At 63.3% G+C, this 24,993-nt stretch carries 23 protein-coding genes; 11 read left to right on the top strand and 12 right to left on the bottom strand.

Annotation, left to right across the window (positions count from 1 at the left end; genetic code table 11):
* Positions 1-233 precede the first annotated feature (233 nt).
* From JI749_RS17555 to JI749_RS16620, 3 genes are all read right to left on the bottom strand, one after another.
* A complete protein-coding gene (locus JI749_RS17555) occupies positions 234-2,699 on the bottom strand; it encodes a sensor histidine kinase (RefSeq protein ID WP_267911652.1) in 2,466 nt (821 codons plus the stop codon).
* Complete coding sequence (locus JI749_RS16625) at positions 2,689-3,363, bottom strand: response regulator transcription factor (RefSeq protein ID WP_201656537.1); 675 nt, start codon at positions 3,361-3,363, stop codon at positions 2,689-2,691. The genes JI749_RS17555 and JI749_RS16625 overlap by 11 nt, the downstream gene beginning before the upstream one ends.
* A 79-nt stretch (positions 3,364-3,442) precedes the next feature.
* A complete protein-coding gene (locus tag JI749_RS16620; protein WP_201656534.1) occupies positions 3,443-3,604 on the bottom strand; it encodes a hypothetical protein in 162 nt (53 codons plus the stop codon).
* A 214-nt stretch (positions 3,605-3,818) separates the two neighbouring features.
* Here JI749_RS16620 and uxaC point away from each other — a divergent pair, with 214 nt between their 5' ends.
* Entirely contained in the window at positions 3,819-5,225 is a 1,407-nt protein-coding gene (uxaC, locus tag JI749_RS16615) for a glucuronate isomerase (protein ID WP_201656531.1), read from the top strand.
* A 114-nt stretch (positions 5,226-5,339) separates the two neighbouring features.
* Here uxaC and JI749_RS16610 read toward each other — a convergent pair whose 3' ends face one another.
* The gene (locus tag JI749_RS16610; RefSeq protein ID WP_201656529.1) at positions 5,340-5,516 is read right to left on the bottom strand and encodes a hypothetical protein; all 177 of its coding nucleotides are present in this window, start codon (positions 5,514-5,516) and stop codon (positions 5,340-5,342) included.
* Between the two features lie 220 nt (positions 5,517-5,736).
* Between JI749_RS16610 and JI749_RS16605 the strand changes: the two genes are divergently transcribed.
* Entirely contained in the window at positions 5,737-6,582 is an 846-nt protein-coding gene (locus JI749_RS16605) for an aminoglycoside phosphotransferase family protein (RefSeq protein ID WP_201656526.1), read from the top strand.
* Between the two features lie 18 nt (positions 6,583-6,600).
* Positions 6,601-7,101: a CAP domain-containing protein gene (locus JI749_RS16600; protein ID WP_201656523.1), complete on the top strand. Its 501-nt coding sequence runs from the start codon at positions 6,601-6,603 to the stop codon at positions 7,099-7,101.
* Positions 7,102-7,119: 18 nt separating this feature from the next.
* Here JI749_RS16600 and glpK read toward each other — a convergent pair whose 3' ends face one another.
* Both glpK and glpD read right to left on the bottom strand, forming a co-directional pair.
* Entirely contained in the window at positions 7,120-8,607 is a 1,488-nt protein-coding gene (glpK, locus tag JI749_RS16595; protein ID WP_201656520.1) for a glycerol kinase GlpK, read from the bottom strand.
* A gap of 13 nt (positions 8,608-8,620) precedes the next feature.
* A complete protein-coding gene (gene glpD, locus JI749_RS16590) occupies positions 8,621-10,117 on the bottom strand; it encodes a glycerol-3-phosphate dehydrogenase (protein WP_201656517.1) in 1,497 nt (498 codons plus the stop codon).
* Positions 10,118-10,288: 171 nt separating this feature from the next.
* On the opposite strand from glpD, the gene JI749_RS16585 reads away from it, so the two are divergent.
* Positions 10,289-11,224, top strand: coding sequence for an AEC family transporter (locus tag JI749_RS16585; RefSeq protein ID WP_201656514.1), 936 nt, complete (start codon positions 10,289-10,291; stop codon positions 11,222-11,224).
* Between the two features lie 22 nt (positions 11,225-11,246).
* Here JI749_RS16585 and JI749_RS16580 read toward each other — a convergent pair whose 3' ends face one another.
* From JI749_RS16580 to JI749_RS16570, 3 genes are all read right to left on the bottom strand, one after another.
* On the bottom strand, positions 11,247-12,047 hold the full coding sequence (locus JI749_RS16580) for a transglutaminase domain-containing protein (protein WP_201656511.1): 801 nt from the start codon (positions 12,045-12,047) through the stop codon (positions 11,247-11,249).
* 62 nt (positions 12,048-12,109) lie between these two features.
* The gene (locus JI749_RS16575) at positions 12,110-13,054 is read right to left on the bottom strand and encodes an alpha-E domain-containing protein (RefSeq protein WP_201656508.1); all 945 of its coding nucleotides are present in this window, start codon (positions 13,052-13,054) and stop codon (positions 12,110-12,112) included.
* Between the two features lie 2 nt (positions 13,055-13,056).
* Positions 13,057-14,478, bottom strand: coding sequence for a circularly permuted type 2 ATP-grasp protein (locus JI749_RS16570; RefSeq protein WP_201656505.1), 1,422 nt, complete (start codon positions 14,476-14,478; stop codon positions 13,057-13,059).
* Between the two features lie 173 nt (positions 14,479-14,651).
* Here JI749_RS16570 and JI749_RS16565 point away from each other — a divergent pair, with 173 nt between their 5' ends.
* The 3 genes from JI749_RS16565 (at position 14,652) to JI749_RS16555 (ending at position 18,811) form a co-directional block, all read left to right on the top strand.
* The gene (locus JI749_RS16565; protein WP_201656502.1) at positions 14,652-15,590 is read left to right on the top strand and encodes a 2-hydroxyacid dehydrogenase; all 939 of its coding nucleotides are present in this window, start codon (positions 14,652-14,654) and stop codon (positions 15,588-15,590) included.
* Positions 15,591-15,728: 138 nt separating this feature from the next.
* Positions 15,729-16,820: an acyltransferase family protein gene (locus JI749_RS16560; RefSeq protein ID WP_201656499.1), complete on the top strand. Its 1,092-nt coding sequence runs from the start codon at positions 15,729-15,731 to the stop codon at positions 16,818-16,820.
* 347 nt (positions 16,821-17,167) lie between these two features.
* Complete coding sequence (locus tag JI749_RS16555; protein WP_201656496.1) at positions 17,168-18,811, top strand: alpha-glucosidase family protein; 1,644 nt, start codon at positions 17,168-17,170, stop codon at positions 18,809-18,811.
* A 68-nt stretch (positions 18,812-18,879) separates the two neighbouring features.
* Here the strand turns inward: JI749_RS16555 and JI749_RS16550 are convergent, their stop codons facing one another.
* From JI749_RS16550 to JI749_RS16540, 3 genes are read right to left on the bottom strand one after another with little or no spacing between them, the layout of a single operon-like run.
* Positions 18,880-19,155, bottom strand: a complete 276-nt coding sequence (locus JI749_RS16550; RefSeq protein WP_201656492.1) for a hypothetical protein — start codon at positions 19,153-19,155, stop codon at positions 18,880-18,882.
* Between the two features lie 4 nt (positions 19,156-19,159).
* Positions 19,160-20,236: an AbrB family transcriptional regulator gene (locus JI749_RS16545; RefSeq protein ID WP_201656489.1), complete on the bottom strand. Its 1,077-nt coding sequence runs from the start codon at positions 20,234-20,236 to the stop codon at positions 19,160-19,162.
* 10 nt (positions 20,237-20,246) lie between these two features.
* The gene (locus JI749_RS16540; protein ID WP_201656487.1) at positions 20,247-21,419 is read right to left on the bottom strand and encodes a M20 aminoacylase family protein; all 1,173 of its coding nucleotides are present in this window, start codon (positions 21,417-21,419) and stop codon (positions 20,247-20,249) included.
* Positions 21,420-21,560: 141 nt separating this feature from the next.
* Between JI749_RS16540 and JI749_RS16535 the strand changes: the two genes are divergently transcribed.
* The 4 genes from JI749_RS16535 (at position 21,561) to JI749_RS16520 (ending at position 24,944) form a co-directional block, all read left to right on the top strand.
* On the top strand, positions 21,561-21,890 hold the full coding sequence (locus JI749_RS16535; protein WP_201656484.1) for a hypothetical protein: 330 nt from the start codon (positions 21,561-21,563) through the stop codon (positions 21,888-21,890).
* Between the two features lie 111 nt (positions 21,891-22,001).
* Entirely contained in the window at positions 22,002-22,760 is a 759-nt protein-coding gene (locus tag JI749_RS16530; protein WP_201656481.1) for an electron transfer flavoprotein subunit beta/FixA family protein, read from the top strand.
* Positions 22,760-23,689: an electron transfer flavoprotein subunit alpha/FixB family protein gene (locus JI749_RS16525; protein ID WP_201656478.1), complete on the top strand. Its 930-nt coding sequence runs from the start codon at positions 22,760-22,762 to the stop codon at positions 23,687-23,689. Before JI749_RS16530 ends, JI749_RS16525 begins: the two co-directional genes overlap by 1 nt.
* Before the next feature lie 70 nt (positions 23,690-23,759).
* Positions 23,760-24,944: an amino acid aminotransferase gene (locus JI749_RS16520; RefSeq protein WP_201656476.1), complete on the top strand. Its 1,185-nt coding sequence runs from the start codon at positions 23,760-23,762 to the stop codon at positions 24,942-24,944.
* Positions 24,945-24,993: the final 49 nt, after the last annotated feature.

Genomic DNA, 24,993 nt, shown 5'->3' with positions numbered 1-24,993 from the left:
GCCAGTTTCCTCATCAGCCCCGACCGAATTGCCGGGCCGCTTTCATGAGTGTGTAGATGGGCTCGTCGACTTCGCGCTGCTAGGGGCAAAAGGTCAAGCCGGCCATGCGCTCTGCGCATGCCGCTGCAAAACGGCCGGCAAAATCCCCTGAAACCTGCCGCTTGGCTAGGACCATAGTCTTACTCATGCATTTTGGGCATGGCGTCGTGCCGATTGAAGGCGAGTCCGGTGCCTCACGGCTTGGGCGACACAATCTCGCCCCAGCTGTCGAGAAATCGCTGGCGCCTTTGCTGATCCAGAGACACCAGCAAGGCCGGACCCAGCGGAATAGGCTGGATCACTCCGCGGCCGCGGGCTGCGATAGCCTCGCTCGTCCATTCGCCACTCCCACCCGGCACGACCGAGCCCAGCGCCGTCTGCTCGGCCGCAATTGCCTGGCCTGCCGGCGAGAGGGCGAAGTCGACGAAGGCCTTGCCCAGTTCGGGTGAGGGCGCATCGCGCGGGATCAGCATGGCACGGGTCAGCACCAGCACATAGTCGTCGGGCACCACGATCTCAATATTGGCGCCATCGGCCTTACGCGCAAAGGCATAGGAGCCCAGCACATTGTAGCCCAGCGCCAGCGAGCCATCCGCAACGCCATTCAGGATTGCCGGGCTCGAACCGGAAAACACCGCCTCCACCCGCCCGAACGCCGCGGCCAGCCGCCAGAAGTTCGACGAGATCACCTGATCCTGTGAGGCCAGCAGATAGCCCACGCCTGACAGGGCAATGTCGTAGGTGGCGATCGTCCCGCGAAAGCGCGCGGTCTGCGTCTCCAGCATCTCCGCCAGCGTCAGGTGAGTGCGTGGCACCTCCTCGGCAGTGATCCGGTCCGGATTGTAGATGATGACAGCTGGCTCGAAGGTGAAGCCGAACACCTCGTTCCGCCAATGCGCCCATTGGGGCAGGGCGCCGAGGAACGGGCTGTCATAGGCCATGGCATGGCCGTCATTGGCCAGCTTGATCATCAGGTCCGAGGCCGAGCTGACCAGCAGGTCCGGCTTGGGCGTCAAGTCACCGCTCAGGTAGCGCTCGTAAAGCGGCACGGAATCGGTTTCCTCATAGACGACGGTCACGTCCGGCCGCTGCGCCTGGAAGCCGGCGATGAACTGCGCGAAGAGCGGCGTATCGGTGACACCGACAATGGTCAGCACCACCTCACCGGCGCCATCACGCGCCGGATAGCGGGTGGAAGCGGCCTGCGCATCACTTGGGTTGAGCAGCAGCAGGCAGAGCACCAGCGCCGACAGCGAGCCCAGCGCCCGCCGCATCTGCTCGAGCTTGGGATTGCGCCCCACCAGGGGCAACTCTATCTCCACCACCAGCCCGCCCCCCGCCCGATCCGTCAGTCGCAGCGAACCGCGATGCGCCTCTGCAACCCGCTTGACGATCGACAGGCCCAGGCCCGATCCCGCCGACCCTCCACTTGCCGCTCCACGCTTGAACCGTTCCAGCACCAGCGGTTTTTCACTGTCGGAAATGCCGGGCCCGTGGTCGCTGACTACGAACCGCATCACGCCGTCGCCTACCGCGCCGCCCAGTTCTACCGGTCCGCTCGAATAGACCAGCGCATTGTCCACCACATTGCGCACCATCTCGCGCAGCGCCACCCGATCGCCGCGAATTTGCGCTCCCGCCACGACCTCGGGCAAGTCCACCACCAGCCGCCCCGCCTGGTCCGGGTCGAGCCGCTGCCGCACGTCGTCCACCACCTGGCCGAACGCCGTCGTGTCGGTCTCCTGGTTCTCGAGGCGGTGGGAAATCGTCGCCTCCATCAGCAATTGCGACACCAGCTGGCTCGCCTGCACCGCGCCCTGGTGAATGCGGCCCACGCGCGCCCGCAACGCCACCGGATCCTGTTCGTCTATTGCGACTTCCGCCTGCGCCCGCAGCGACGCCAGCGGCGTCCGCACCTCATGCGCGGCTTCCGCAACGAGCCCCGACACCCGCTCCATGGCGCTGCCCAGGCGGGCCATGAAGGCATTGAGCCCGGACACCAGGTGACTAACCTCGACCGGCACGGGCACGTCCACCGGGCTGAGGTCGTCCGGCGCTCTCCCCCGCAATTCCTGCTCCAACTGATAAAGCGGGGCGAACATGCGCCCGATGCCGAACCACACCAGGGCCACGGCCAGGAGCGTCAGTGCCACCACGGGCACGATGGCGTTTGAAAGTATCTCTCCGGCAAGCGCCTCGCGCTCGCTCTGCGTTTCGGCGACATGGATGGTTACCCAGTCCGCATCGCCGCCCGATGACGTCAACCGCCCCACGCTCGCCACGCGCACCAGGTCACCGCGATAGATCGTGTCGGCGAAAACAGGTCCCGCCGAGGTCATCTCCGGCAGCATGCGCGACAGGTCTTCATACCCCGTCACCGCCCCGCCGCCAGGGCTTTCCACGGCATAGAACACCCGGTCACGCCCCGAAAACATGCCGAACGAGGCAAACGGCAGTTCGACTATGACGGTGTCGTTCTCCACCTGCACCGCACCGGCAATGGTGAGCGCCGAGGCGGCCAGCAGCCGGTCGAACGCCCGGTCGGCCGACCGCTCGGCATAGTCACGAATGAAGACGATCAGCACCACCGCCGCCGCCAGCAGCAGCGCCAGCGCCAGCGCCACAATGCGATTGCGGATGGAGAAGGACTTAGCCGCCATGCGGCGCCCGGACCACATAGCCGACGCCGCGCACCGTGCCGATCTCGATATTGGCCGGCTCAAGCTTCTTGCGCAGCCGCGAAATATGCAGTTCCAGCGCGTTGACTGAGACCGCCTCATCGAAATTGAACAGCTGGTTCATCAGCCGCTCCTTGGGCACCACGCGGCCGGCATTGGTAACGAGGATTTCCAGCAGCCGGAACTCGCGCCGTCCCAGTTCCAGGGCGCGCCCGCCGATGCTGGCATTGAGCCCCGCCAGGTCCATTTCTAGGTTGCCCACACCCAGCGTGCTTGTCGTCTGCCCGCCCGTGCGCCGGATCAGCGCGCGCAGCCGCGCCTCGAGCTCCCGCAGGTCGAACGGCTTCACCAGATAGTCGTCTGCGCCCAGATCCAGCAGGCTGACCTTGTCGTCGATTTCCGAGCGCGCGGTAATAACCAGGATCGGCGCGCTGAACCTGCCCTTGCGCAACTCCGCGATCAGCCCGATGCCGTCGCGGCTGGGCAGCATCAGGTCCAGCGCCACGGCGTCGAAATCGTCGCCCTGTGCCGCCGGCACGACCTCATTGCCATCGCGCACCCACTCGACCGAATGGCCGGAATTGCGCAGCCGCTTCTGGATCGCCTCGCCCAGGTCTTCATTGTCTTCGACGAGCAGTATTCGCATCGGCGCCGGTCTCTCCCCGGCGGCACACTAGTGTGTTTCCGTAAGGCACGGAAGCAAGAGCTCAGAGGCTCCGCGTTGGCTAGAGCAGGGTGGTCATCACAGTGGCGGCCACCGCCACGATGCCAAATGCGGCAATCCCCGCCGCCATCAGCATGACCTGTGCATGCTGGACATAGCCCGAATGCCTGGCTTGCCGGCGCGCCGCTGCCAGGCTGGGATCGTTGCTGTCGATATGCGCCATCGTCTACCCCTCAGTCTGCCGGTCGCTCTGACCGAATTGGACCCTTGGGCAGCCGCGTTTGCGCTGTTCTCACCCGCCAGCTGAAGGTAATCCCGCGCTCGCCTCGGACGAACGCCATCCTCGGAACGCGGTTAATTTACATAAAATGCAAGGCATCTCGATCTTGTATGGAAGATGATTGATCTTCCCCGCGGACCATGGCAGTAACGACGCCATGACCCATTTGCATCCAGACCGCCTGCTCCCTGCCTCCGAGCCCGCCCGCGCCATCGCGCGCGAGCTTTATCCAGAAGTTCGCGACCTGCCCCTGATCTGCCCGCATGGGCACACGGATCCGTCATGGTTTGCCAATAACGGGCGCTTTTCCGATCCGGCGGCGCTGTTTCTGACGCCCGATCACTATGTGCTGCGTATGTTGCGCAGCCGCGGCCTGAGCTATGATGACCTCGGCGTCCCCCGCAAGGATGGCAAGCCGGTCGCCAAAGGGCGCGACGCCTGGCGGCTGTTTGCCGCCAACTACCACCTCTTCGCCGGTACGCCCTCCAAGACCTGGATCGATCATTCGCTCCAATGGGCGTTCGGCATCGAACAGGAGCTGTCGCCCGCCACGGCCGACGCCATCTATGACACCATCGACGCTGCCCTCGCCACGCCGGCACTGCTGCCCATGGCACTGCTTGATCGCGCCCGCGTCGAGGTCATCGCCACCACCGAATTTGCTCTCGATCCGTTGGTGCATCACCAGGCGATGGAAACCAAGGGCATCATCGGCCGTGTCCGCACCACGTATCGCCCCGATGACGTGACCGATCCGAGCCGCGCCGCCATCGTCGAGAACCTGCAGAAGTTCGGCGAGATATCAGGCGAGAACGTCGCCAACTGGTCGGGGCTCATCAATGCTCATCGCAACCGCCGCGAATACTTCCGCCGCTTCGGTGCCGTCGCCACCGATCACGGCGTCCCCACGGCGAACACCGCCGATCTCTCCGCGCCCGAAAAGCAAGCTTTGCTCGACAAGGTGCTCGCGGGCCGGCACGACGCTGCCGATGCCGAGCTGTTCCGCGCCCAGATGATGACGGAGATGGCGCTGCTTTCGGTCGAAGACGGCATGGTGATGCAGCTTCACGCCGGCTCGCGCCGCAATACCGATCCGCTGCTCATGGTCGAGCGCGGTACCGATCTGGGCGCCGATATCCCCGGCACCACCGACTACGTGAATGGCCTGCGGGCCCTGCTCTCGCGCTGCGGCAATGAACCCAATCTGCGGCTCATCATGTTCGGGCTCGATGAGACCACCTATGCCCGCGAACTGGCGCCCATGGCCGGCTATTGGCCCAGCCTGATGATCGGACCGCCCTGGTGGTTCCATGACAGCCCGCAGGGCATCCGCCGCTATCTCGACCAGGTGGTGGAGTCGGCCGGCTTCTACAATCTTGCAGGCTTCAACGACGACACCCGCGCGCTACTGTCTATCCCTGCACGCCACGACGTCTGGCGCCGCGAAGTCTGCGGCTTGCTCGGCCGCTGGGTCGGCGAAAATCGCATCACCATGTCCACGGCCCGCGATATCGCCAAGCACCTGAGCTACCAGGCGGCCAAGGATGCGTACAAGCTGGATTAGGCCATCGGTCGCTCCGCGACCACCCGGCGTCACCCTCGGGCTTGACCCAAGGGCACTGCACTTACCTTCCGTGCAGCGAGTGTAGAGCCCTCGGGTCAAGCCCGAGGGTGAAGCTCATGGCGACTTCCACAAGACCAGTGCCACGATCACCACACCCGTAATCAGCAGCAGCAACAGGCCGCCGAGCCCGTTCATCACCTGCCGGCCAAAGGTCGGGTGCAATTCCTCGGCCGAAATGATGTCCGACAGCCGTGTGGATTCGCGCCGGTCTTCGTAAGGTTGATGCGTCATTTCAAGTTCCCCCTGCTGGACTTGCTTTCGCGTGCCACAACCCTGCGCCTGCAACCGGTAAAGGAGGGTTGCCGGACTAGCCCTTCCTCCACTTAGGGTTGCCATTGCGCCAACCGGCAGCCTTACCTCTTGGTTACCGCCACGATTTCATCAAGTTTTCCGGCAATCAGCCTCCACCCCGTCGAAACCGGGCGCGCCTTCTGCTCTAATGCCGGCAATGATGAATCAGTCGCCCGTAGAAACCGCGCTCAGCCGCGCCCTGATCCGCTGGTCCCTGACCAAATCGACGCCTGTCGCCGAAACCCACACGAGTTGGGTGTTTCGTGTCGAGCAGAATGGCCGCAACTTTGCCGCCCTGAAGATTCTCAAGCCCAACGAGGTCGAGGAACAACGAGGCTCCCGCTTGCTCGCCTGGTATGGCGGCGAGGGTGCCGCCACGGTCTTCGACATGCATGGCGATACCATCTTCATGGAATGGCTCGACGGCGGCACGCTGGGCGATCCCGTTCGCGCGGGCAAGGACGACGAAGGCACCATTGCCCTTGCCACCGTGGTTGCCAGCCTGCACCGCCAGCGTAGCGAGACCCCGCCCGAGCTGCAGCCGCTGCGCCAGCGCTTCCAAACCCTGTTCGATACCGACGTCCGCGCCTGGCCGCACACGGCCCGCGACCTTTACGCCCGGGCCTGCGGCATTGCCTTGAAGCTGTTTGATCGTCCCAGCGCGCAAATTCCGCTGCATGGCGACGTACATCACGACAATATCCTCAGTTCCGATCGCGGCTGGTTGGCCATTGATCCAAAGGGCGTGCTGGGCGATCCGGCCTATGACCTGGCCAATGTCTTCATCAACCCCAAGGGCGCCGCGCACCTGGCGACCGATCCTCGACGCATTGCCGCGCGAGCCGACATTCTGTCCCAGCGCCTGGACTATCCGCGCAAGCGCATCCTCGGCTGGGCAGCAGCGCACGCTGCCTTGTCGGCCTGTTGGGAGCTGGCCGAAGAACGCTCCATCACGCATCAGCTCGCCTGCCTGCCCCATCTGCTCAGTGCCTACGACCAGGCCTGACCCATCATGGAAAACCTGATGCTCACCACGACGCGCCGCGGCTTCATTCTGTTGACCGCGACGGCTGCCTTGGCGGCCTGCTCGACGACGATCCCCATGCTGCCTAAGGGCGCCAGCACGCCCGAGACGCTGACCGACGCTGAAATCCTCGAGGCGATCAACACCGTGCGTCGCGCCAATGGCGCCCCACCCTGGACCTACAATGTCAGGCTCGAAGAGGCAGCCCGCTCGCAGGCTCGCCTCATGGCGCAGAAGAACACCATGAGCCACGACCTGGGCGTCACCCTGCGCCAGCGCGTCACAGCCGCGGGGTACCTTGGGGCCGTCGGCGAGAATGTCGGTAAGGGCTACAAGGACCTGCAGGGCGTCATCGGTGGCTGGATGGATTCATCGGGCCACCGCAGCACCCTGCTCAGCCACCGCTTCGTCGAATTCGGCCTCGCCGCCGCTCGCAGTTCAGGTGGCAAGCTCTATTGGGCCATGATCGCCGGCGGCAGCTTCGAGGCGTGGCAGGGGTAGGCGCGGGGAGCCCGAGCGCTACTGCAGCAGCGTGCGCCGAACGGCCACGTCCCAGCCCTTGATCTTGCGCTTGCGCTCGGCCGCGTCCATCTGCGGTTCGAACCTTTGGTCCTTGGCCCAGCCCGCCGCAAACTCCTCCATCCCGGGCCAGACCCCAGCCTTCGCCCCCGCCAGCCAGGCAGCCCCCAGCGCCGTGGTCTCGAGGATCACCGGCCGATCGACCGGCGCGTCGAGCACGTCGGCGAGGAACTGCATGGTCCAGTCCGACGCCACCATGCCGCCATCGACGCGCAGCACCGTGTCGCCGCCGCCCTTCCAGTCCCTGTGCATGGCTTGGAGCAGGTCGCGCGTCTGGTAGCACACCGCTTCCAGCGCCGCCTTGGCGATTTCCGCCGGGCCGGAATTGCGCGTCAGGCCATAGATTGCCCCGCGCGCCTCGGCATCCCACCATGGTGCTCCCAGCCCGACGAAGGCGGGGACCATGTAGACGTTCTGGCTGGGGTCGGCACTGCGCGCCAGTGGTCCGGTTTCGCTGGCCTGCTTGACCAGCTTCAGTCCGTCGCGGATCCATTGCACGGCGGCGCCTGCAATAAAGATCGAGCCTTCAAGGGCATAGCTGGTCTTGCCATCGAGCCGGTAGGCAATGGTCGTCAAGAGCCGGTTCTTGCTGCGCACCATGTCGGCGCCGGTATTGAGCAGGGCAAAGCAGCCCGTACCGTAGGTCGATTTCATCATGCCCGGCTCGAAACAGGCCTGGCCGATGGTGGCGGCATGCTGGTCGCCGGCGACGCCAAGGATGGGGATCGCGGCGCCGAACAGGCCCGGCTCGGTGACCCCGAAATCATCGGCGCAATCCTTGACCTCGGGCAGCAAAGCCGCCGGAACGTCGAACAGCTCCAGCAGGCCCGCATCCCACTGGTTCTTGCCGATGTCGAACAACAGTGTGCGGCCGGCATTGGTGGCGTCGGTCGCATGCACCTTGCCGCCGGTCAGCCGCCAGATCAGGAAACTATCGACCGTGCCGCAAGCAAGCTGCCCTTTTGCTGCAAGCTTTCTTGCGCCTTTCACGTTGTCGAGTAGCCACTTGATCTTGGTGCCGGAGAAATAGGGGTCGAGCAGCAACCCGGTCTTTTTGGTAATGACCTTTTCATGCCCCGCCTTCTTGAGCTTGGCGCAATAGGCAGCGGTACGCCGGTCCTGCCAGACGATCGCATTGTGAATAGGCTTGCCGGTCTGGCGGTCCCAGATCAGCGTCGTTTCCCGCTGGTTGGTGATGCCGATGGCGGCCACATCCTTGGCTTCGATCTTTGCTTCCCGGATGGCCTTCTTGATCGCCCACAGCACCGATTCCCAGATTTCCTCCGGATCGTGCTCCACCCAACCATCCTGTGGGAAGATTTGGGTGAACTCCTTCTGCCCCACCCCGGCAATCGTCCGATCTTTGCCAAACACAATCGCCCGGCTCGACGTCGTCCCCTGGTCGATCGCCAGGATGTAATTGCCCATTGTTCCCCCCAGTTCAGCCGCGTCGGGCCAGGTAGTCCTCGAGCCTTGCGGCCTCTTCCGCGTTCACCCGCAAACCCAGCTTGGTGCGTCGCCACAATACGTCTTGTGCCGTCCGCGCCCATTCATTGGCAACCAGGTAGTCGACTTCCCTCGCATAGAGGTCGGCACCGAAATGCAGCCCGAGATCGTCGGTGCCCTTCGCCGTTCCCAGCAGCACCCGCGCCTTGGTACCATAAAGCCGTGTCATGCGCCGCAGCATGGCCGGTGGCAGGCCCGCATAGTCCATGCCGAGCCGCCTGACTTCGGCGTCGAAGGCCAGCGGTTCGAAGTCTCCACCGGGCAACCGGCTGGTCTTGGTCCAGGGCTTGCCCTTCTTTCCCAGCACACCCTCGATCTTTTCCAGCACCGACTCGGCCAGCCGACGCGACGTCGTCAGCTTGCCGCCGAACACGTTGACCGCCGCGCCCGTGGCCGCATCGCCGTCCACCTTGAGCACATAGTCGCGCGTCGCTTCCTGCGCCGCGCTGGCGCCGTCGTCGAACAGCGGGCGCACGCCCGAATAGCTCCAGGCGATCTGCTCGCGCGTCACGGGCTTGGCGAAATACTCGCTGGCGGCGCTCAGCAGGTAGTCGGTTTCCCCGTCGGAGATTTTCACATCCTTGGGGTCACCCTGATAGTCCTGGTCGGTGGTGCCGATCAGGGTGAAGTCATCCTCATAGGGGATGGCGAAAATGATCCGGCCATCGGCATTCTGGAAGATATAGCAGCGGTCGTGGTCGAACAGCTTGCGCACCACGATATGGCTGCCCTTGACCAGCCGCACATTGTGCGCGCCGTTCTTGCCCATCGTGCCGGTAATGACCTGATCGACCCATGGCCCGGCTGCATTGACGACAAGCCTGGCCGTCAGCGTCTTCCGTCCGGACTCGCCATCCAGTTCCACCAGCCAGCCGCCATGGTCGCGGCGCACGCTGGTGACCTTGGTGCGCACATGGATGGCGGCGCCCTTGTCGGCCGCATCGCGGGCATTCAGCACCACGAAGCGCGCATCGTCGACCCAGCAGTCCGAATATTCAAAGCCCAGCCGGTAGCCGGGCTTGAGCGGCTTGCCGGCGACATCGCGCGTCAGGTCGAGCGTCTTGGTCGGCGGCAACAGGCGACGGCCACCCATATAGTCATACATGGCGAGCCCGGCGCGCAGCACCATGGCCGGCCGCAACCCCTTGTGATGCGGCAGCACGAAGCGCAGCGGCTTGATGATGTGCGGCGCTTCCGCCCACAACACCTCGCGCTCCGCCAATGCCTCATGCACAAGGCGAAACTCGTAGTGTTCCAAATAGCGCAGCCCGCCATGCACCAGCTTGGTTGCCGCCGACGAGGTGCCACTGGCGAGGTCATTCATCTCGGCCAGCGCCACGGAATAACCGCGTCCCACCGCGTCGCGCGCCACGCTGGCGCCGTTCACGCCACCGCCGATGACAAAGATGTCCACACTATCGCTGTCGGCCATGACTGCTCCCGTCGTTGGTTTCGTTCATACGCGATCTGATTTCGTTTTGGAAGAATTGCGTTTCGTTTTGGGGTGCCAATGGCTAACGGCCATTCTTCCATACAAGATCGCCGTTGACCCTGCGCGGCTGGGCTTGTAGGGCAGGGAGGTCTCCCGCCCGGAATTGCGGCCATGCTCGCCATCCTCACCGTCATCGCGCCGATCTTTGCGCTGATGGCGCTCGGCTATTCCGCCGTGCGCTTCCGGCTCTTTCCGGCCGACGGCATCAAGAGCCTGATCGCCTTCGTCAACAACTTCGCGACACCCTGCCTGCTGTTTCATTCGCTGCTGACCAGTGATTTCAGCGCGGCCTTCAATCCGGCCATCATCGGGCCGTTCTATTTCGGCGCCGTCGTCTGCTTTGTCGTGGGCATCGTCATCGCCATGAAGGTCTTCGGAAACAGGCCGGGCGAGGCCGTGGCGGTCGGCTTTTCGGGCACTTTCACCAATACGGTGCTGGTCGGCCTGCCCATCATGAGCCGCGCCTATGGCGCCGAATCGCTGCCGGTCACCCTGTCGATCATCGGCCTGCACGGCGCCATCCTGCTGACGCTTGGCATGATCACCATGGAATTGATGCGCCGCGACGGCCAGTCGCTGGGCAAGACCCTGTTGGTGGCCGGCAAGCGGGTGGGTTCCAACCCGCTGATCTGGGGCATTGCCGCCGGCATGATCGGCTATTTTTCCGGTCTCAAGCTGATCGAACCCGCCGAGGCCTTCCTCACCATGATGGCCTCAGCCGTGGTTCCGGCTGCGCTGTTCGGCATCGGTGGGGCGCTCAACGAGTTCAAACTGTCAGACAACTGGAAACAGGCGCTGATCGCTTCCCTCATCAAGCTGATCGTCCACCCGGCGATCGCTTATGTGCTGATGATCTGGGTGCTCCGCGTGCCCATGGAAACCGCTCGCTACGGCATCCTGCTCGCGTCCATGCCGGCAGGCGTCAACGTCTATGTCTTTGCCACCTACTACAACCGCGGCGTCAGCGTCGCCGCCAATACGATCCTCATCGCCACCGTGTCCTCGGCGGTCACCATCTCGCTCTGGCTGCTGATCCTGGGGCATTAGCCCGGGCCGCCCGCAACCAGGCCTAGGCCGCCTCTACGCGGATGTCGATCTCAGTCACCTCTTCGGCCGGCACCATGCGGATGGGTCGCGCGCCCAGCGCATCGAGGCCTACCGCAAGGCGCACGTGCCGATCGGTCGGGCAGAGTTGCAAGCGGGGATCAAAGCCGATCCAGCCCAGGCGATCGTCATGCGCTTCCGCCCAGGCATGGAAGGCAGTCGGACCGTCTTCGGCGCCGGCGAGGTAGCCCGTCACATAGCGTGCGGGAATGTCGACAGCCCGGCAGGCACCAATAAAGGCATGCGCGTAGTCGCCGGCCGGCGGCAGAACGCGGCTTCCACCGCCCTGGCTTTGCTGCTGCGAGCCATCAGCCGCCATCTGGCTCTGCCCCTTGAGCTGTTCCGTGCCCAGCACTTCGCCCACCCAGCCCATCAATCCGTGCAGGGTATCGAGCCGGTTCTTGCCGCCGCGAAACTTGGCCGGCATCCCGGCAGGCGCCTTGGCGAGGCTCGTCACCCGGCGATAAAGCGCGGGCACCGGCTCCCGCGCCGGCCAGCCCAGCACCCCATGCGTGTCGGTCGTCCGCACCACCCCCTCGATGGTGACCACAAGGGGCCCGTCGGGCCGGGTCTGGTTCACCAGGTGCGTCTCATTGCCAAAGGCATCGGTGAAGTGCCCGGCCTCGGCGATGCCGGCCATGTCGACACCCCAGCTCTCGATCTGCTGCGAGCGCCCGCTCTGGGGCGTCAGCAGCAGCTGCAGCACGGCATTGGCCGTGCCGGGCGGTGGGGTGACGCTCAATTGCTGCCGAATGGAAATGCGCATCTGCTACTCGTGTTCATCGCCGGATATCCGGCGCTCGGGGGAGCCGCAGCCCCCATCGGCCCCTAGTGGAAGTTGTAGCTCTCCGACAGCGAGGTCGAGACGATGTTGTTGCGGGCAATGAACTCGGTGAGGAATTCATGCAGGCCATGCGCGAAGATGGATTCCATCGTCGTGCCCTCGACCATGGCGCGCAGCGATGCGGCCGCCTCGTTGCAGGCCGGCTGCCTGCCGTAGAACTCGGCCAGCGTCTGCACCTGCGCTTCGATGAAGCGGGCGCAATAGATCAGCGAACGGGGCATTTCCGGGCGCAGGATCAGGAAGTCGGCAATGTTATGGGCCTTGTAGCGGTCGTGATAGACGTGGCGATAGCTCAGGTGTGCCGACGCCGCCCGCAGGATTAGCGACCATTGCTGGATATCGAGATCGCCGCCCACCATCTTGGCGCGCGGCAGCAGCACGTAATACTTCATGTCGAGAATGCGCGCCGTATTGTCCGCCCGCTCGACGAAATTGCCGGCCTGGAGGAACGCGTAGCCGTCATCACGCAGGATGGTTCCAAGCAGCGCGCCGCGGAATTCGTGGCTCAGGTGGGTGACCCATTCAAGCAGTTCGAGGAGCTTGGCTCCCCGCACGTCGCGCGGCTTGATCTGGCTGAAATGCAGCCACGCTGCGTTCAGCGTTTCCCACATGTCGCCCGTAATCGCCGTGCGCACAGTCCGCGCATTGGTGCGCGCTGCCATAAGGCAATTGAACACCGAACTTGGATTGTCCGGGTCGAACATCATGAAATGGGCCACCGTATCGACATCGGCGGGGCGGCCCTTGCGGGCAAAGTCTTCGTCGACCTCGGCGGCCTGCATCATCGAGATCAGGTGCTCGCTGGCCCCGCCTTCGCGCCGGCTGGTGAGCGACATGCGATAGCCAACCTCGAGCAGCCGGGCCATGTTTTCAGCTCGCTCGACATAGCGGGAAAGCCAGTAGAGGTTCTGTGCGGTGCGTCCGAGCATGCTCAATCTTCCAGCACCCACGTATCCTTCGTCCCGCCGCCTTGCGATGAGTTCACCACCAGCGAGCCCTTCTTCAGCGCTACCCGCGTCAGCCCGCCGGGCGTGATCCGCACTTCGTCGCCGACCAGCACATAGGGCCTCAGATCGACGTGTCGCGGCGCGATCCCCGCATTGACGTAGGTGGGGCAGGTGGACAGCGCCAGCGTCGGCTGGACAATGTAATTGTCCGGCCGTGCCTCGATCTTCTTGCGAAATTCGTTGTGCATGGCCTTGTTCGAGGTCGGCCCGACCATCATCCCGTAGCCGCCCGAACCGTGGACTTCCTTGACGACCAGATCGCCGATATTGGCCAGCACCCAGTTGCGCTGCTCCTTGTCGGTGCAGTTATAGGTCGGCACATTCTGCAGCAGCGCCTTTTCGCCGAGGTAGAATTCGACGATCTCGGGGACATAGGTATAGACCGCCTTGTCATCGGCAATGCCGGTACCCGGCGCATTGACCAGCGTCACATTCCCCGCTCGATAGGCGTTGAAAAGCCCCGGCACGCCCAGCATGGAATCCGGGCGGAAGGTCAGCGGATCGAGATAGTCGTCATCGATGCGGCGATAGATCACGTCGACCCGTTCAGGACCAGTCGTGGTCCGCATATAGACCTTGCCGCCATCGACGAACAGATCGGGCCCCTCGCACAGGGTCGCGCCCATCTGGTCGGCCAGGAACGAATGCTCGAAATAGGCTGAATTGTAGATCCCCGGCGTCAACACCACGATATTGGGGGCGCCTGATGATGCCGCCGGCGCGACGCTTTCCAGTGTCCGCCGCAGGTTCTCCGGATAGGTATCCACCGGCGCCACCTTCTGCCGCTGGAACAGGTCCGGCGCCAGGATCATCATAGCCTCGCGGTCTTCCAGCATGTAGCTGACGCCCGAAGGAGTACGCAGATTGTCTTCCAGCACGTAGAATTCGTCCGGACCCACGCGCACGATATCGACGCCGATAATGTGGGCATAGACGCCCTTGGCCGGCTCCAGCCCCATCATCTCGGGGCAGAAGGCCGAATTCTGCAGGATCAGCCTTTCCGGAATCCGCCCGGCCTTGAGGATCTCCTGGCGGTGATAGATGTCATAGAGAAAGGCGTTGAGGGCCTTGACCCGCTGTTCGATACCCTTGGAAAGCTTGCGCCATTCCTGTGCCGCAATGATGCGGGGGATGACGTCGAAGGGAATGACCTTTTCGGTGCCTTCTTCCGAACCATAGACCGCGAAAGTGATGCCCAGCTTGCGAAAGATCGCCTCTGCATCGGACTGCATCAGCGTCAGCGCCTTGTCCGGCTGTTCCTCGAGCCACTGGGCCAGCGCCCGATAGGGTTCGCGGACAGAACCATCCGCATTGTACATTTCATCGAACGGCTTGCTGTCGGCCATTATGCTCCGAGTGGTAATACGGCTCGTCCCATCGCCTTCACATTGCTACACTTTTATCAGGCCTCGGCAAGCCGCATTGGTAGCGTCACTGCACCCGAAGGGCGGAAGAGGGGTTGTGCACCTCACCTCGCCCTCTATGGTGCACGCCATACAAGAATTGCGAGTCCAGCCGAATGACCGACAAGTCCATCGAGATCGTGCAAACAGGCAAGCTGCTCGCCTCTTGCGAAGCGGCCCTCGCCGAGCGCTACACCGTCCACAAACTGTATGAGCAGACCGATCCCAAGGCCTGGCTCGCCGCCAATGGCAGCCGCATCCGCGCCCATGCCGGCTCGGGCGTGCAGGCCGATCTCATGGATGCGCTGCCCAATCTCGAAATCATCGCCAGCTTCGGCGTCGGCTACGACAATATCGACACCAAGGCTGCCAAGGCCCGCAATATCCGCGTCACCAATACGCCCAATGTGCTCAACGATGCCGTGGCCGAACTCACCATCGGACTGATGATATCGCTCGCCCGTCGCATCCCGCAGGGCGACCAATATGTCCGCCAGGGCAAGTGGCCGGGTGGCTCGATGCCGCTGTTTTCCGAACTGACCGGCAAGACCGTCGGCATCCTGGGCCTCGGCCGCATCGGCAAGGAGATCGCGGCCCGCGCCCAGGCCATGAAGATGCGTGTCGTCTACCACGGCCGCAAGCGCCAGCCGTCCGAGCCGCATATCTTCTACGACAACCTCGCTGACATGGCGCGCGACAGCGACTGGCTGGTCATCATAGCGCCTGGCGGCAAGGGCACCGAACGCATCGTCTCCCGCGAAGTCCTCACCGCCCTCGGCCCCAAGGGCATGCTGGTCAACGTCGCTCGCGGCACACTGGTGGACGAACCCGCAATGCTCGAACTGCTGCAAACCGGCGGCCTCGGCGGCGCCGCGCTCGACGTCTTCGAAAACGAACCCCAGGTCCCCGCAGGATTCCTCGCCCTCGACAACGTCGTCCTCAGCCCCCACCAGGGCAGCGCCACCCACCAAACCCGCCACGCCATGGGCGCGCTGCTGGTGGCCAATCTGGACGCACATTTTGCCGGCGAGCCGCTGATCAGTGCCGTGGTTTAGGCAGGGTGCAAGCCAGTTTACCAAGCTGTAGCAACAATACTGTAATGCGAAAACTAAGCTTCACTCAGCACCCAAGCGCATATACTGATGTAATCTGCAGCGCGTAAGTCCGTTACGATGCGGTGTCGAGGCATTCTGGTGACTACTACCGATAAGAATATCGAAGGCCTGCAGTACCTTCGAGGTTTTGCCGCTTGTGCGGTCGTTCTCGATCATGCTGCGGCGATAACGTCGCAGCCCGAATACTACGGGGGGACCGCGCATCCCTTCCTGCTTGCCGGTTGGGTAGGCGTGCCGATATTCTTCGTCATCAGCGGCTTTATCATAACTATCGTTTCACTTCGCTCGGACCTGACGCCAAGGTTGAATGTTGGTGATTTCTTTTGGCGGCGGTTTGCCCGCATCGTCCCTTTCCTATGGGTGTGCATCGTCGCCTATGTTGCTATCAGCTATTTTGGAACGGGCAACTTTGATTGGCTGATGACGCTTCGCACCGTCACGCTCTGGCCGCTGGGGGATCTGAAGCCAAACGTGACATGGACACTAAGAGTAGAGTTTCTATTCTATATTCTCTTTGCTCTTACTGTCCTATCGAGCCGCCGCGGATGGTGGGTTATGGCGGCTTGGGTAGCGTCACCACTGTTGATCGCAGCGGTAGAGACGTGGGTTCCGTCCGTATTGACCGTTATCCCGGAGCACGCCCGGGGCTTGCTCCGGTTCGCTACCACCATTCACAACCTCGAATTTGCTGCAGGTCTGTTGCTTGGCCTGCTTTGGCTGTCGCGTGATCGACTACCCAGTACCAAAGGCGGTATCTACACCGTTCTGGGGATGACCGTCGCGGTGATGACGCTCGTCTGGTTGGCCGACTATAAGAGTTCTCCCGACCTCGTGCAGGCTTTCGTTCTGACTGCTGTCTCCGCGGCTGCGGTCTACGCGGCTATCACCGTCTCGCCGAGCAAGGGTCTTACAGGCAGGATTGGCAGTATACTTGGCGACGCATCCTACTCCATCTACCTCCTGCACAACCTGGCGATTCTGGTGGTATTGGAGGTCATGGCAAAAGTTGGCAATCCTGTCCCCGTGGTGGCGCTTGTGCCATTTTTGTTCGCTGCCTCGCTGGTGCTTGGCGTGCTGGCCCACTGGTACATCGAGGCACCCTTGGTGCGCTTCGTCCGAAACCTCCCGTCGCGACATAAACATAAGGCGCAGCTGGCCAGCGCACCCTAGCTTCAGATGCGCCCTGATCGTTCCGGGCCAACCATTCCGCCGACCCTATCAGCGGTCGGCCCGAACGACTACGAAGCAACCCCGGTCCGCGGCCAAGCTCGTTTACCACTACAAAGAACGCTATATCGACGCGCATAGGCTGCGCCGCCCATCCGGACCGTTGTGCTTGCGTTGTCCTTGGTCCGCCGGGCGCACAACATTTACGATCGTCCCCCTGTTGCCCGCCGCACACACGCTCGACACACTCGACCGATTTCGGCGTCGCGCATGCCTTTCCTGCGCGTGGGCGGATTCCTTTCCCGGCGGCGACCCGCTAGCCTGACCGGGCGAACAAGGAGAGACAGGCAATGACCGAATGGTGGCGCGGCGGAGTGATTTATCAGGTTTATCCGCGCTCGTTCCAGGACAGCAATGGCGATGGCGTCGGCGATTTGCCCGGCATCATCGCCCGGCTGGATCACATCGCCAGGCTGGGCGTCGACTGCATCTGGCTGTCGCCGATCACCCAGTCTCCCCAAGCCGATATGGGCTACGACGTCTCCGACTATCGCGAGGTCGATCGGCTGTTCGGCTCGCTGCATGATTTCGACTCGCTGGTCGAGCAGGCCCATGCCCGCGGCCTCAAGGTCATCATGGACCAGGTGGTGAGCCATACGTCGGACCAGCATCCCTGGTTCGAGGAAAGCCGGCTCAACCGCACCAATGCCAAGGCCGACTGGTATGTCTGGGCCGATCCGCTGCCCGATGGTTCGCCGCCCAACAACTGGCCGGCCGTGTTCGGCGGCCGCGCCTGGGAGTGGAACCCCACGCGCGGGCAGTATTACCTGCACAATTTCCTCGCCAGCCAGCCCGATCTCAACTTCCACAATCCCGACGTGCAGCAGGCGGTGCTCGATGTCATGCGCTTCTGGCTCGAGCGCGGCATCGACGGCTTCCGCCTCGACACGGTCAACTACTACTTTCACGACAAGAAGCTGCGCTCCAACCCCGCCAACAAGGTCAAGAACGAGCATCTGCCCTATGCCGTGAACCCCTACGACATGCAGGAGCACAAGTTCAGCAAGAGCCAGCCGGAGAATGTCGATTTCCTCCGCCGCGTCCGCGCGCTGCTGAACCAATATCCCGGCACCACCTCGGTCGGCGAGGTCGGCGACAGCCACAAGTCGGTCAAGCTGATGGCCGAATACACTTCGGGGGGTGACACCCTCCACATGTGCTACGGCTTCGATTTTCTCGGGCCCGATTTCACTGCCGCCCACTTCCGCAAATGCATCGAGCAATTCTTCAAGGCCGGTCCAGATGGTTGGCCCTGCTGGAGCTTCTCCAACCACGACGTACCCCGCCACATGACGCGCTGGGCCAGGTTCAGCCAGTCACCGGCTGAATTGGCGCGCCAGGCTGCGGCATTGGTGCTGTCGCTCAAGGGTTCGGTCTGCCTCTACCAGGGCGAGGAGCTGGGTCTGCCCGAAACCGATCTGCTGTTCGAGGAACTGACCGATCCGCGCGGCATCCGCTTCTGGCCCGAGGACAAGGGGCGCGACGGCTGCCGCACCCCCATTCCATGGGAGCAGGGCGAGGCGCCCAATGGCTTTACCTCCGGCACGCCCTGGCTGCCGGTCAAGCCGGCCCAATCCGTTCTGAATGTCGCCGGCCAGGATGCCGACCCCAATTCGACCCTGGCCTTTTACCGCGCCATCCTCGCCTGGCGCAAAAGCCATCCGGCGCTGCGCGAAGGCAGCATCGCCTTCCTCAAGACGGGCGAACCAATCCTGGCTTTCCGCCGCACGTTGGGCGACGCCTCGCTACTCTGCGTGTTCAATCTCTCGTCCCAGGCGCGCGAGGTTGAGCTCTTGTCACTCCCCCGCGGTACCGAGTTCGAAACGGTCTCGCAGAATGCCGCCCTCTCCGGCAAGACCCTCACCCTGGGGGCCAATGGCTACGCAATGGTCGCCTTGCCGGCCACCAGCAAGGCTAAAGTGCGCTATGGCTGAGAGCCGGCGGACGACTGCCTTTCGCAGTCGCCCGGCTGTCCTCAAAGGATCGGGTCGAGCCCGGCGGGCTATTCCACGCGTCGCAGGTTGAGCGGCTCATAGAACTGCATTTCTTCGCTACCGTCAGAGACCCGAACCCAGGCGCGGATGCAGCCACCCCAGACCTCGGCCCGGACGGCATCGACGCCGGCACTGCGCAGCAGGTTGAGGTTGAAGTCATTTAGCTCGGCCTCGGTGTGCCACTCGTCATCCAGCGCGAAGTTGCCGGAACAGACCGGGGCGGCGAAGGCCGGCGCGGCCATGACGGTGCTCGCCAAAAGGGCGAATGCGATTGTTTTGATCATCATGTTACTCCGAAAGAGATTTGCTATCTTGTTGGGCGATTGCGGCAGCTTCGCGCCGCCTTATGAGCACCACCACGGTCGGTATGGCAAAACTGAGCAGCAGCAACCGGATGACGTGGTGCGCCGCGATAAAGGCCGTATCATATCCGAGCGCGATTCCCAGCGCGCCCATGCCCTCCAGCGCACCGGGCGATAGTCCCAGCCAGATCTGCCCATAAGGCATGTCGACGATCTGGCTGACGCCTAAGGCGACCAGCGAAACAATACCCAGCGTCATCGCCGTCGCGATCACCCCGCCTTTGGCCGCAGACAGGAATTCACCGCGGGTGATGCCGGCAAAGCGCGAGCCGATCAGCGCCCCGGTGAGGACAAAGGTCACGATCACCAACGGCGTCGGCATGGCCTCGATATAAAGACCGCCCAGTTTGGCTGCTGTCGCGGCTGCCATCGCACCCAGCACGAGCCCTGCCGGCACTTTGAGCCGTACGAACACCAGGCCGACCGCGATCGAGGCCGATGCCAGGGCCAGCAATTGCCAGATGCCGAGGAAGCTCTTCGGCGACCGCGGCGCCATGTGGTCGATCGGCAGGAACACGGTCCCGATCGGCACGGCAATGGTGAGCATCAGGATGCGGATGACCTGGATGATGACAATCTGCCTTGGATTGCCCACTCCGGCTGCAGCTATGCCCATCACGAATGACAGATGGCCCGGAAACGAGCTGAGATAGGCCGTGCCGGGATCGAGCTTGAAGAACCGGGCCAGCATCCAGCCGGTGAGCGTGATGATCAGCAATAGCTCCAGAACCAGGCCGGCCAGGCTTACCGGCCAGCTTGCGAGCAGGCTCAGGCTGTCGGGGGCCACGCTTGCGCCCATCGACATGCCGATGAGCACGAAGGTCACATTGCGCAGCCAGTCTGGCACATGCACGCGCGCGCCCGCCATCGCCGCGGCGGTAACCGCAAGTGCTCCGCCCATCAACCAGCCTGCCGGGAGCCCGAGCAGGGTAGCGGCACCACCTCCAGCGACGGAAATGAGCAGGGTGATGAGGCTCGGGCGAAGCGTTTGTGGGAGCGTCATTGGACGTCCCTCAGGCAGAGACGGGAAGTGCCCTCTCGGCCAGTCTCACCCAATAGCTGGCTCCAACCGGAATGACCTCGTCGTTGAAGTCGTAGGTATTGGTATGGAGCTCGGAGCTATCGCCATTGCCGATGAAGATATAGGCGCCGGGGCGCTCCTCGAGCATGAACGAGAAGTCCTCGCCGCCCATCGATGGCGCCACGTCGTCGTCGACCCGATCCGCGCCAGCTACTTCCCGCGCCACCTCGGCGGCAAAGTCGGCCTGTTGGGGGGCATTGACTGTCACCGGATAGCCGCGTGCATAACGGATGGTGGCTTCGGCGCCGAAGCTGCTGGCGAATTGCGGCACGAAATCGGCCAGCCGCTGCTCGATCAGGTCCTGCACCGCGCCATCGAGGGTTCGTACCGTGCCGGTGATCTTGGCCGTCCGCGAAATCACATTGTCGGCTTCGCCGGCCTCCACCATCGTCACCGACAGCACCGCATTGGCCAGTGGGTCCACATTGCGCGACACGATCGATTGCAGCCCCACGATCATGTTGGCGGCCACGATGATGGGGTCGATGGTGGTCTGGGGGCGCGCCGCATGGCCGCCCTGGCCGGTAATATCGATATAGAACCGGTCCGTTGCCGCCATGATGCCGCCAGCGCGGATACCGAAATGGCCCGTCGGCATGCCCGGCCAATTGTGCATGCCGTAGAATTCGTCGATGCCGAACGTCTCAACCAGGCCGTCATCGAGCATGGCCTTGCCCCCCGCGCCGCCTTCTTCGGCAGGCTGGAAGATCACCGCGATGCGGCCGTCGAAATTGCGCGTTTCGCAGAGATACTTTGCCGCGCCCAGCAGCATTGCCGTGTGGCCGTCATGGCCGCAGGCATGCATCTTGCCCTCGAGGGTGGACGCATAGGCCTTGCCTGTCTTCTCGGTCATCGGCAGGGCATCCATATCGGCGCGCAGCCCGATGGTGCGGCCACTGCCATTGGTACGGCCATTGATGATGCCGACGACGCCCGTCCGGCCAATGCCGGTCACCACCTCGTCGCAGCCAAAGTCCCGCAGCTTCTCTTCCACCACGCCGGCTGTCCGCACCACGTCATAGAGCAGTTCAGGATGGGCGTGAAAGTCCCGTCGCCAGCCGGCGATTTCCTCGTGAAATTCGGCGATGCGGTTCAATACGGGCATGAAGAGGTCCGAAGCAGTCTCAGTCTGGGTCAGTGTCACTGTCCCAATTGGCAACGTCAACCACGATCTGGCTTGCCGGGCCGCGCCATATGGACACCACACACGGCTTAAGTCAGTAGTAGCGCATCATGGAGGATATTGATGAATCTTACAAATTTGCGTTCTGCCGCCGCATTTGCGCTGGTGGCCCTCATTGCCCTGCCGCTGCCGGCATCTGCCGCAACCTATTCCCTGCCGATCCTGCTGTCGGGTGAGGCGAACGGCAGCATTTTCAAGATCACCGTCGCCAATGGCCAGATCCGCCGCGTCGGCAGCAAGGACGGCATCACCTATTACGAGGCGGACATGCAGGGAAATGCCTGCTCGACCAGCGTCATCGTCATGTTCTCCGACAACGACATTGAACCGGCGACCATTCCCTACGACGTCTGCAGCGAGCAGGGCATCAACATCAGCATCGGCCGCGAATAGCGTCAGCACCGCTTTCCAACAATCGCGCCGGTCCTAGCCCAAATTTCCCCCGGCGCGGCTTGCCCGTATCAGCCATTTTTGCCATGACACCGGCAACTTGCCGGAGAGTCCATGAAAATCCTGGTCGCCATCAAGCGGGTTGTCGATCACAACGTCCGCATCCGCGTCCGCCCCGATGGGACGGGCGTGGAAACATCGGGCGTCCGCATGTCGATGAACCCGTTTTGCAAGCATGCGGTGGAAGCCGCCGTGCAGTTGGGCGAGGTGGGGCATGGCGACGAAATCGTCGTCGTTTCCATCGGACCGAAAGCGGCCAATGACGTCATCCTGACCGCATTGGCCATGGGAGCCCATCGCGGCATCCTGATCGAGACCGATGCCGAGCTCGAAACCCTCGCCATAGCCAAGCTCCTGGCCAAGGTCGTCGCCGAGGAAAGCCCCGATATCGTGCTGCTGGGCAAGCAGGCCGTGGACGACGACAGCAATCATGTCGGCCAGATGCTCGCCGCGCTGACGGACCATCCCCAGGCGACGTTCGCCTCGAACCTCAAGGTGGCGGGGCAGGGGCTCGAAGTAACCAGGGAAGTCGATTCCGGCACCGAGACCATCGCTATACCGCTTCCGGCCATCGTTACGGCCGACCTGCGCCTCAATACGCCGCGCAACGTGGCCCTCCCCATGGTGATGAAGGCCCGCTCCAAGCCGCTGGCCGTGCGGCCTGTGGCCGAGTTCGGTGTCGATCTTGCCCCGCGCCTCACCATCGAAAAGATATCCTCGCCTGCTGACCGTGTGGCAGGAAAGACGGTGGGCTCGGTCGCCGAACTGGCCGCCTACATCGCTGCCGAAGTCTCCCAGATGGAGGCGCTGTGATGAGCGTGCTGGTTATCGCTGACCACGATCTCGGCGTGCTCTCGCCAGCCACCGCCCGCGTCGTTGGCGCGGTCGCCGAACTGGGTCCGATTGACCTGCTGGTCATCGGCCAAAACACCGACACTGTCGCTACCGACGCCGCCAGGCTGGCCGGCATCCGAAAAGTGCTGGTCGTCAAGGGCGTGAGTGCGACGGACAGCGACGTTTCCGTCATCCAATCACTGGCAACAGAACATCAGTACGTCGTGCAAAGCGCGGGTTCCGTCGGCAAGGATCGTCTGCCGCGTCTGGCGGCAAAACTCGACCTGATGCCGGTCACCGATGTCGTCAAAATCCTCGGTCCCAACAGGTTCGAGCGCCCGATCTATGCCGGCAATGCGCTGCAGACCGTCACCGACGATCAGCCCCGGCATATCCTCACCATCCGCGCCTCGGCCTTCCGCGCCGCCGCCACCGGCAACAACGCGCCAATCGAAGTCATTGATATCAGTGTAGTTTCCGCCGCGAAGCTGATCGCCGCGCACCGTACCGAGAGCGACACGCCGGATCTCGCCACGGCACAGATCGTGGTGGGCGGCGGCGTTGCGCTCGGCTCGGCTGAGAATTTCCATCTCATCGAAGCCCTTGCCAAAAGGCTCGGTGCGGCGATCGGTGCCACAAGGGCCGCCGTCGACGCCGGCTACGCCCCCAATGACTGGCAGGTCGGGCAGACCGGCAAGATCATCGCCCCCGATCTCTACATCGCCATCGGCATTTCAGGCGCGCTCCAGCATCTCGCGGGTATCCAGGGCGCCAAGAAGATCGTCGCGATCAACACCGATCCCGAAGCGCCCCTCGTCAAGCTCGCCGACGTGGCATTGATCGGCGATCTCTTTGAAATCATTCCGCAATTGATGACCGAACTCGACAAAGCCGGCCTCAAACGCTGACTTTTGCCGATTGCAAAATTACCGCCGCCGCCTATAACAACCCCGCCTTCCCACCGGAACGACCCCAGACATGTTCGAAACCCTCACCAAGGCCCCTGGCGACAAGATCCTGGCGCTCATGGGTGAATACGCGGCCGATCCGCGTCCCACCAAGATCGACCTGGGCGTGGGGGTATACAAGGACGAGCAGGGTGTGACCGCCGTCATGTCGGCGGTTCGCAAGGCCGAGCAACGCATTCTCCAAAACGAAAAGACCAAGACGTACCTGGGCATTGCCGGCAACAAGGGCTTTGGCGCCGCCGTGCTCGACCTGGCGCTGGCCGACAGCGTCGACCGCTCCCGCGTCCGCATCGCCCAGGCGCCGGGTGGCACCGGCTCGCTCTGGGTGCTGATGCAACTGGTCAACCGCGCGCGTCCAGGGGCAACGGTCTGGGTTTCCGATCCGACCTGGCCCAATCACAATCCGATCGCTGAAAATTCCGGCCTCAAGGTCAAGACCTACCCCTATTTCGACACCGAGACGCGCGGCGTGCGGTTCGAGCAGATGCTGGCCGCGCTCGATGGTCTGGGCAAGGACGACGTCGTCCTGCTGCACGGCTGCTGCCACAACCCGACCGGCGCAAATCTCACGCCCGATCAGTGGGACAAGGTCGCTGCCAGCCTGGCCCGCACGGGCGCACTGCCCTTCATCGACCTGGCCTATCTTGGCTTCGGCGATGGCCTGGTCGAAGATGCCTATGGCACCCGCAAGGTCCTCGCCTCGGTACCCGAGGCGCTGGTGGCCTTTTCGGGCTCGAAGAATTTCGGCCTCTACCGCGAACGCGTCGGTGCCGCCATTCTTGTGGCCAGGGATGCCGCCCAGGCCGATATCGCGCAGTCGCAGCTGCTCAACATCATCCGCGGCGCCTATTCGCAACCGCCCGATCATGGCGCCGAGATCATCCGCACCATTCTCGAGGATGCCGCCCTGCGGGTCGAATGGGAAGCTGAACTCAACCTGATGCGTGGCCGCATGATCCGCCTGCGCGAAAAGCTGAGCGAGGCCATTCGCCAGCGTTCGAACTCGAAGGATTTCGACTTCATCGCCGCCCATCGCGGCATGTTTTCGCTGTTGGGCCTCGACAATTCGGTGGTTGAACATCTTAAGGCCAACAACGGCATCTATATGATCGGGGACAGCCGCATCAACGTGGCGGGCATCCCGGAAGATCGCGTCGGCGAGCTCGCCGATGCCCTGCTGAACGCCATCAAATAGCGCTGGCGATTGACCTTGCGGCAAGGCCTTGCCGTGCTACACCTTGCCT

This window comes from Devosia oryziradicis (assembly GCF_016698645.1).
Lineage (GTDB): Bacteria > Pseudomonadota > Alphaproteobacteria > Rhizobiales > Devosiaceae > Devosia > Devosia oryziradicis.
Note: the sequence above shows the minus strand (reverse complement) of the source record. Positions and strands in the feature narration are given on the sequence as shown.

Excerpts from the sequence above, each read along its gene's own strand:
- JI749_RS17555 (WP_267911652.1), bottom strand. The coding sequence starts at position 2,699 with ATGGCGGCTAAGTCCTTCTCCATCCGCAATCGCATTGTGGCGCTGGCG.
- JI749_RS16625 (WP_201656537.1), bottom strand. The coding sequence starts at position 3,363 with ATGCGAATACTGCTCGTCGAAGACAATGAAGACCTGGGCGAGGCGATC.
- JI749_RS16620 (WP_201656534.1), bottom strand. The coding sequence starts at position 3,604 with ATGGCGCATATCGACAGCAACGATCCCAGCCTGGCAGCGGCGCGCCGG.
- uxaC (WP_201656531.1), top strand. The coding sequence starts at position 3,819 with ATGACCCATTTGCATCCAGACCGCCTGCTCCCTGCCTCCGAGCCCGCC.
- JI749_RS16610 (WP_201656529.1), bottom strand. The coding sequence starts at position 5,516 with ATGACGCATCAACCTTACGAAGACCGGCGCGAATCCACACGGCTGTCG.
- JI749_RS16605 (WP_201656526.1), top strand. The coding sequence starts at position 5,737 with ATGAATCAGTCGCCCGTAGAAACCGCGCTCAGCCGCGCCCTGATCCGC.
- JI749_RS16600 (WP_201656523.1), top strand. The coding sequence starts at position 6,601 with ATGCTCACCACGACGCGCCGCGGCTTCATTCTGTTGACCGCGACGGCT.
- glpK (WP_201656520.1), bottom strand. The coding sequence starts at position 8,607 with ATGGGCAATTACATCCTGGCGATCGACCAGGGGACGACGTCGAGCCGG.
- glpD (WP_201656517.1), bottom strand. The coding sequence starts at position 10,117 with ATGGCCGACAGCGATAGTGTGGACATCTTTGTCATCGGCGGTGGCGTG.
- JI749_RS16585 (WP_201656514.1), top strand. The coding sequence starts at position 10,289 with ATGCTCGCCATCCTCACCGTCATCGCGCCGATCTTTGCGCTGATGGCG.
- JI749_RS16580 (WP_201656511.1), bottom strand. The coding sequence starts at position 12,047 with ATGCGCATTTCCATTCGGCAGCAATTGAGCGTCACCCCACCGCCCGGC.
- JI749_RS16575 (WP_201656508.1), bottom strand. The coding sequence starts at position 13,054 with ATGCTCGGACGCACCGCACAGAACCTCTACTGGCTTTCCCGCTATGTC.
- JI749_RS16570 (WP_201656505.1), bottom strand. The coding sequence starts at position 14,478 with ATGGCCGACAGCAAGCCGTTCGATGAAATGTACAATGCGGATGGTTCT.
- JI749_RS16565 (WP_201656502.1), top strand. The coding sequence starts at position 14,652 with ATGACCGACAAGTCCATCGAGATCGTGCAAACAGGCAAGCTGCTCGCC.
- JI749_RS16555 (WP_201656496.1), top strand. The coding sequence starts at position 17,168 with ATGACCGAATGGTGGCGCGGCGGAGTGATTTATCAGGTTTATCCGCGC.
- JI749_RS16550 (WP_201656492.1), bottom strand. The coding sequence starts at position 19,155 with ATGATCAAAACAATCGCATTCGCCCTTTTGGCGAGCACCGTCATGGCC.
- JI749_RS16545 (WP_201656489.1), bottom strand. The coding sequence starts at position 20,236 with ATGACGCTCCCACAAACGCTTCGCCCGAGCCTCATCACCCTGCTCATT.
- JI749_RS16540 (WP_201656487.1), bottom strand. The coding sequence starts at position 21,419 with ATGCCCGTATTGAACCGCATCGCCGAATTTCACGAGGAAATCGCCGGC.
- JI749_RS16535 (WP_201656484.1), top strand. The coding sequence starts at position 21,561 with ATGAATCTTACAAATTTGCGTTCTGCCGCCGCATTTGCGCTGGTGGCC.
- JI749_RS16530 (WP_201656481.1), top strand. The coding sequence starts at position 22,002 with ATGAAAATCCTGGTCGCCATCAAGCGGGTTGTCGATCACAACGTCCGC.
- JI749_RS16525 (WP_201656478.1), top strand. The coding sequence starts at position 22,760 with ATGAGCGTGCTGGTTATCGCTGACCACGATCTCGGCGTGCTCTCGCCA.
- JI749_RS16520 (WP_201656476.1), top strand. The coding sequence starts at position 23,760 with ATGTTCGAAACCCTCACCAAGGCCCCTGGCGACAAGATCCTGGCGCTC.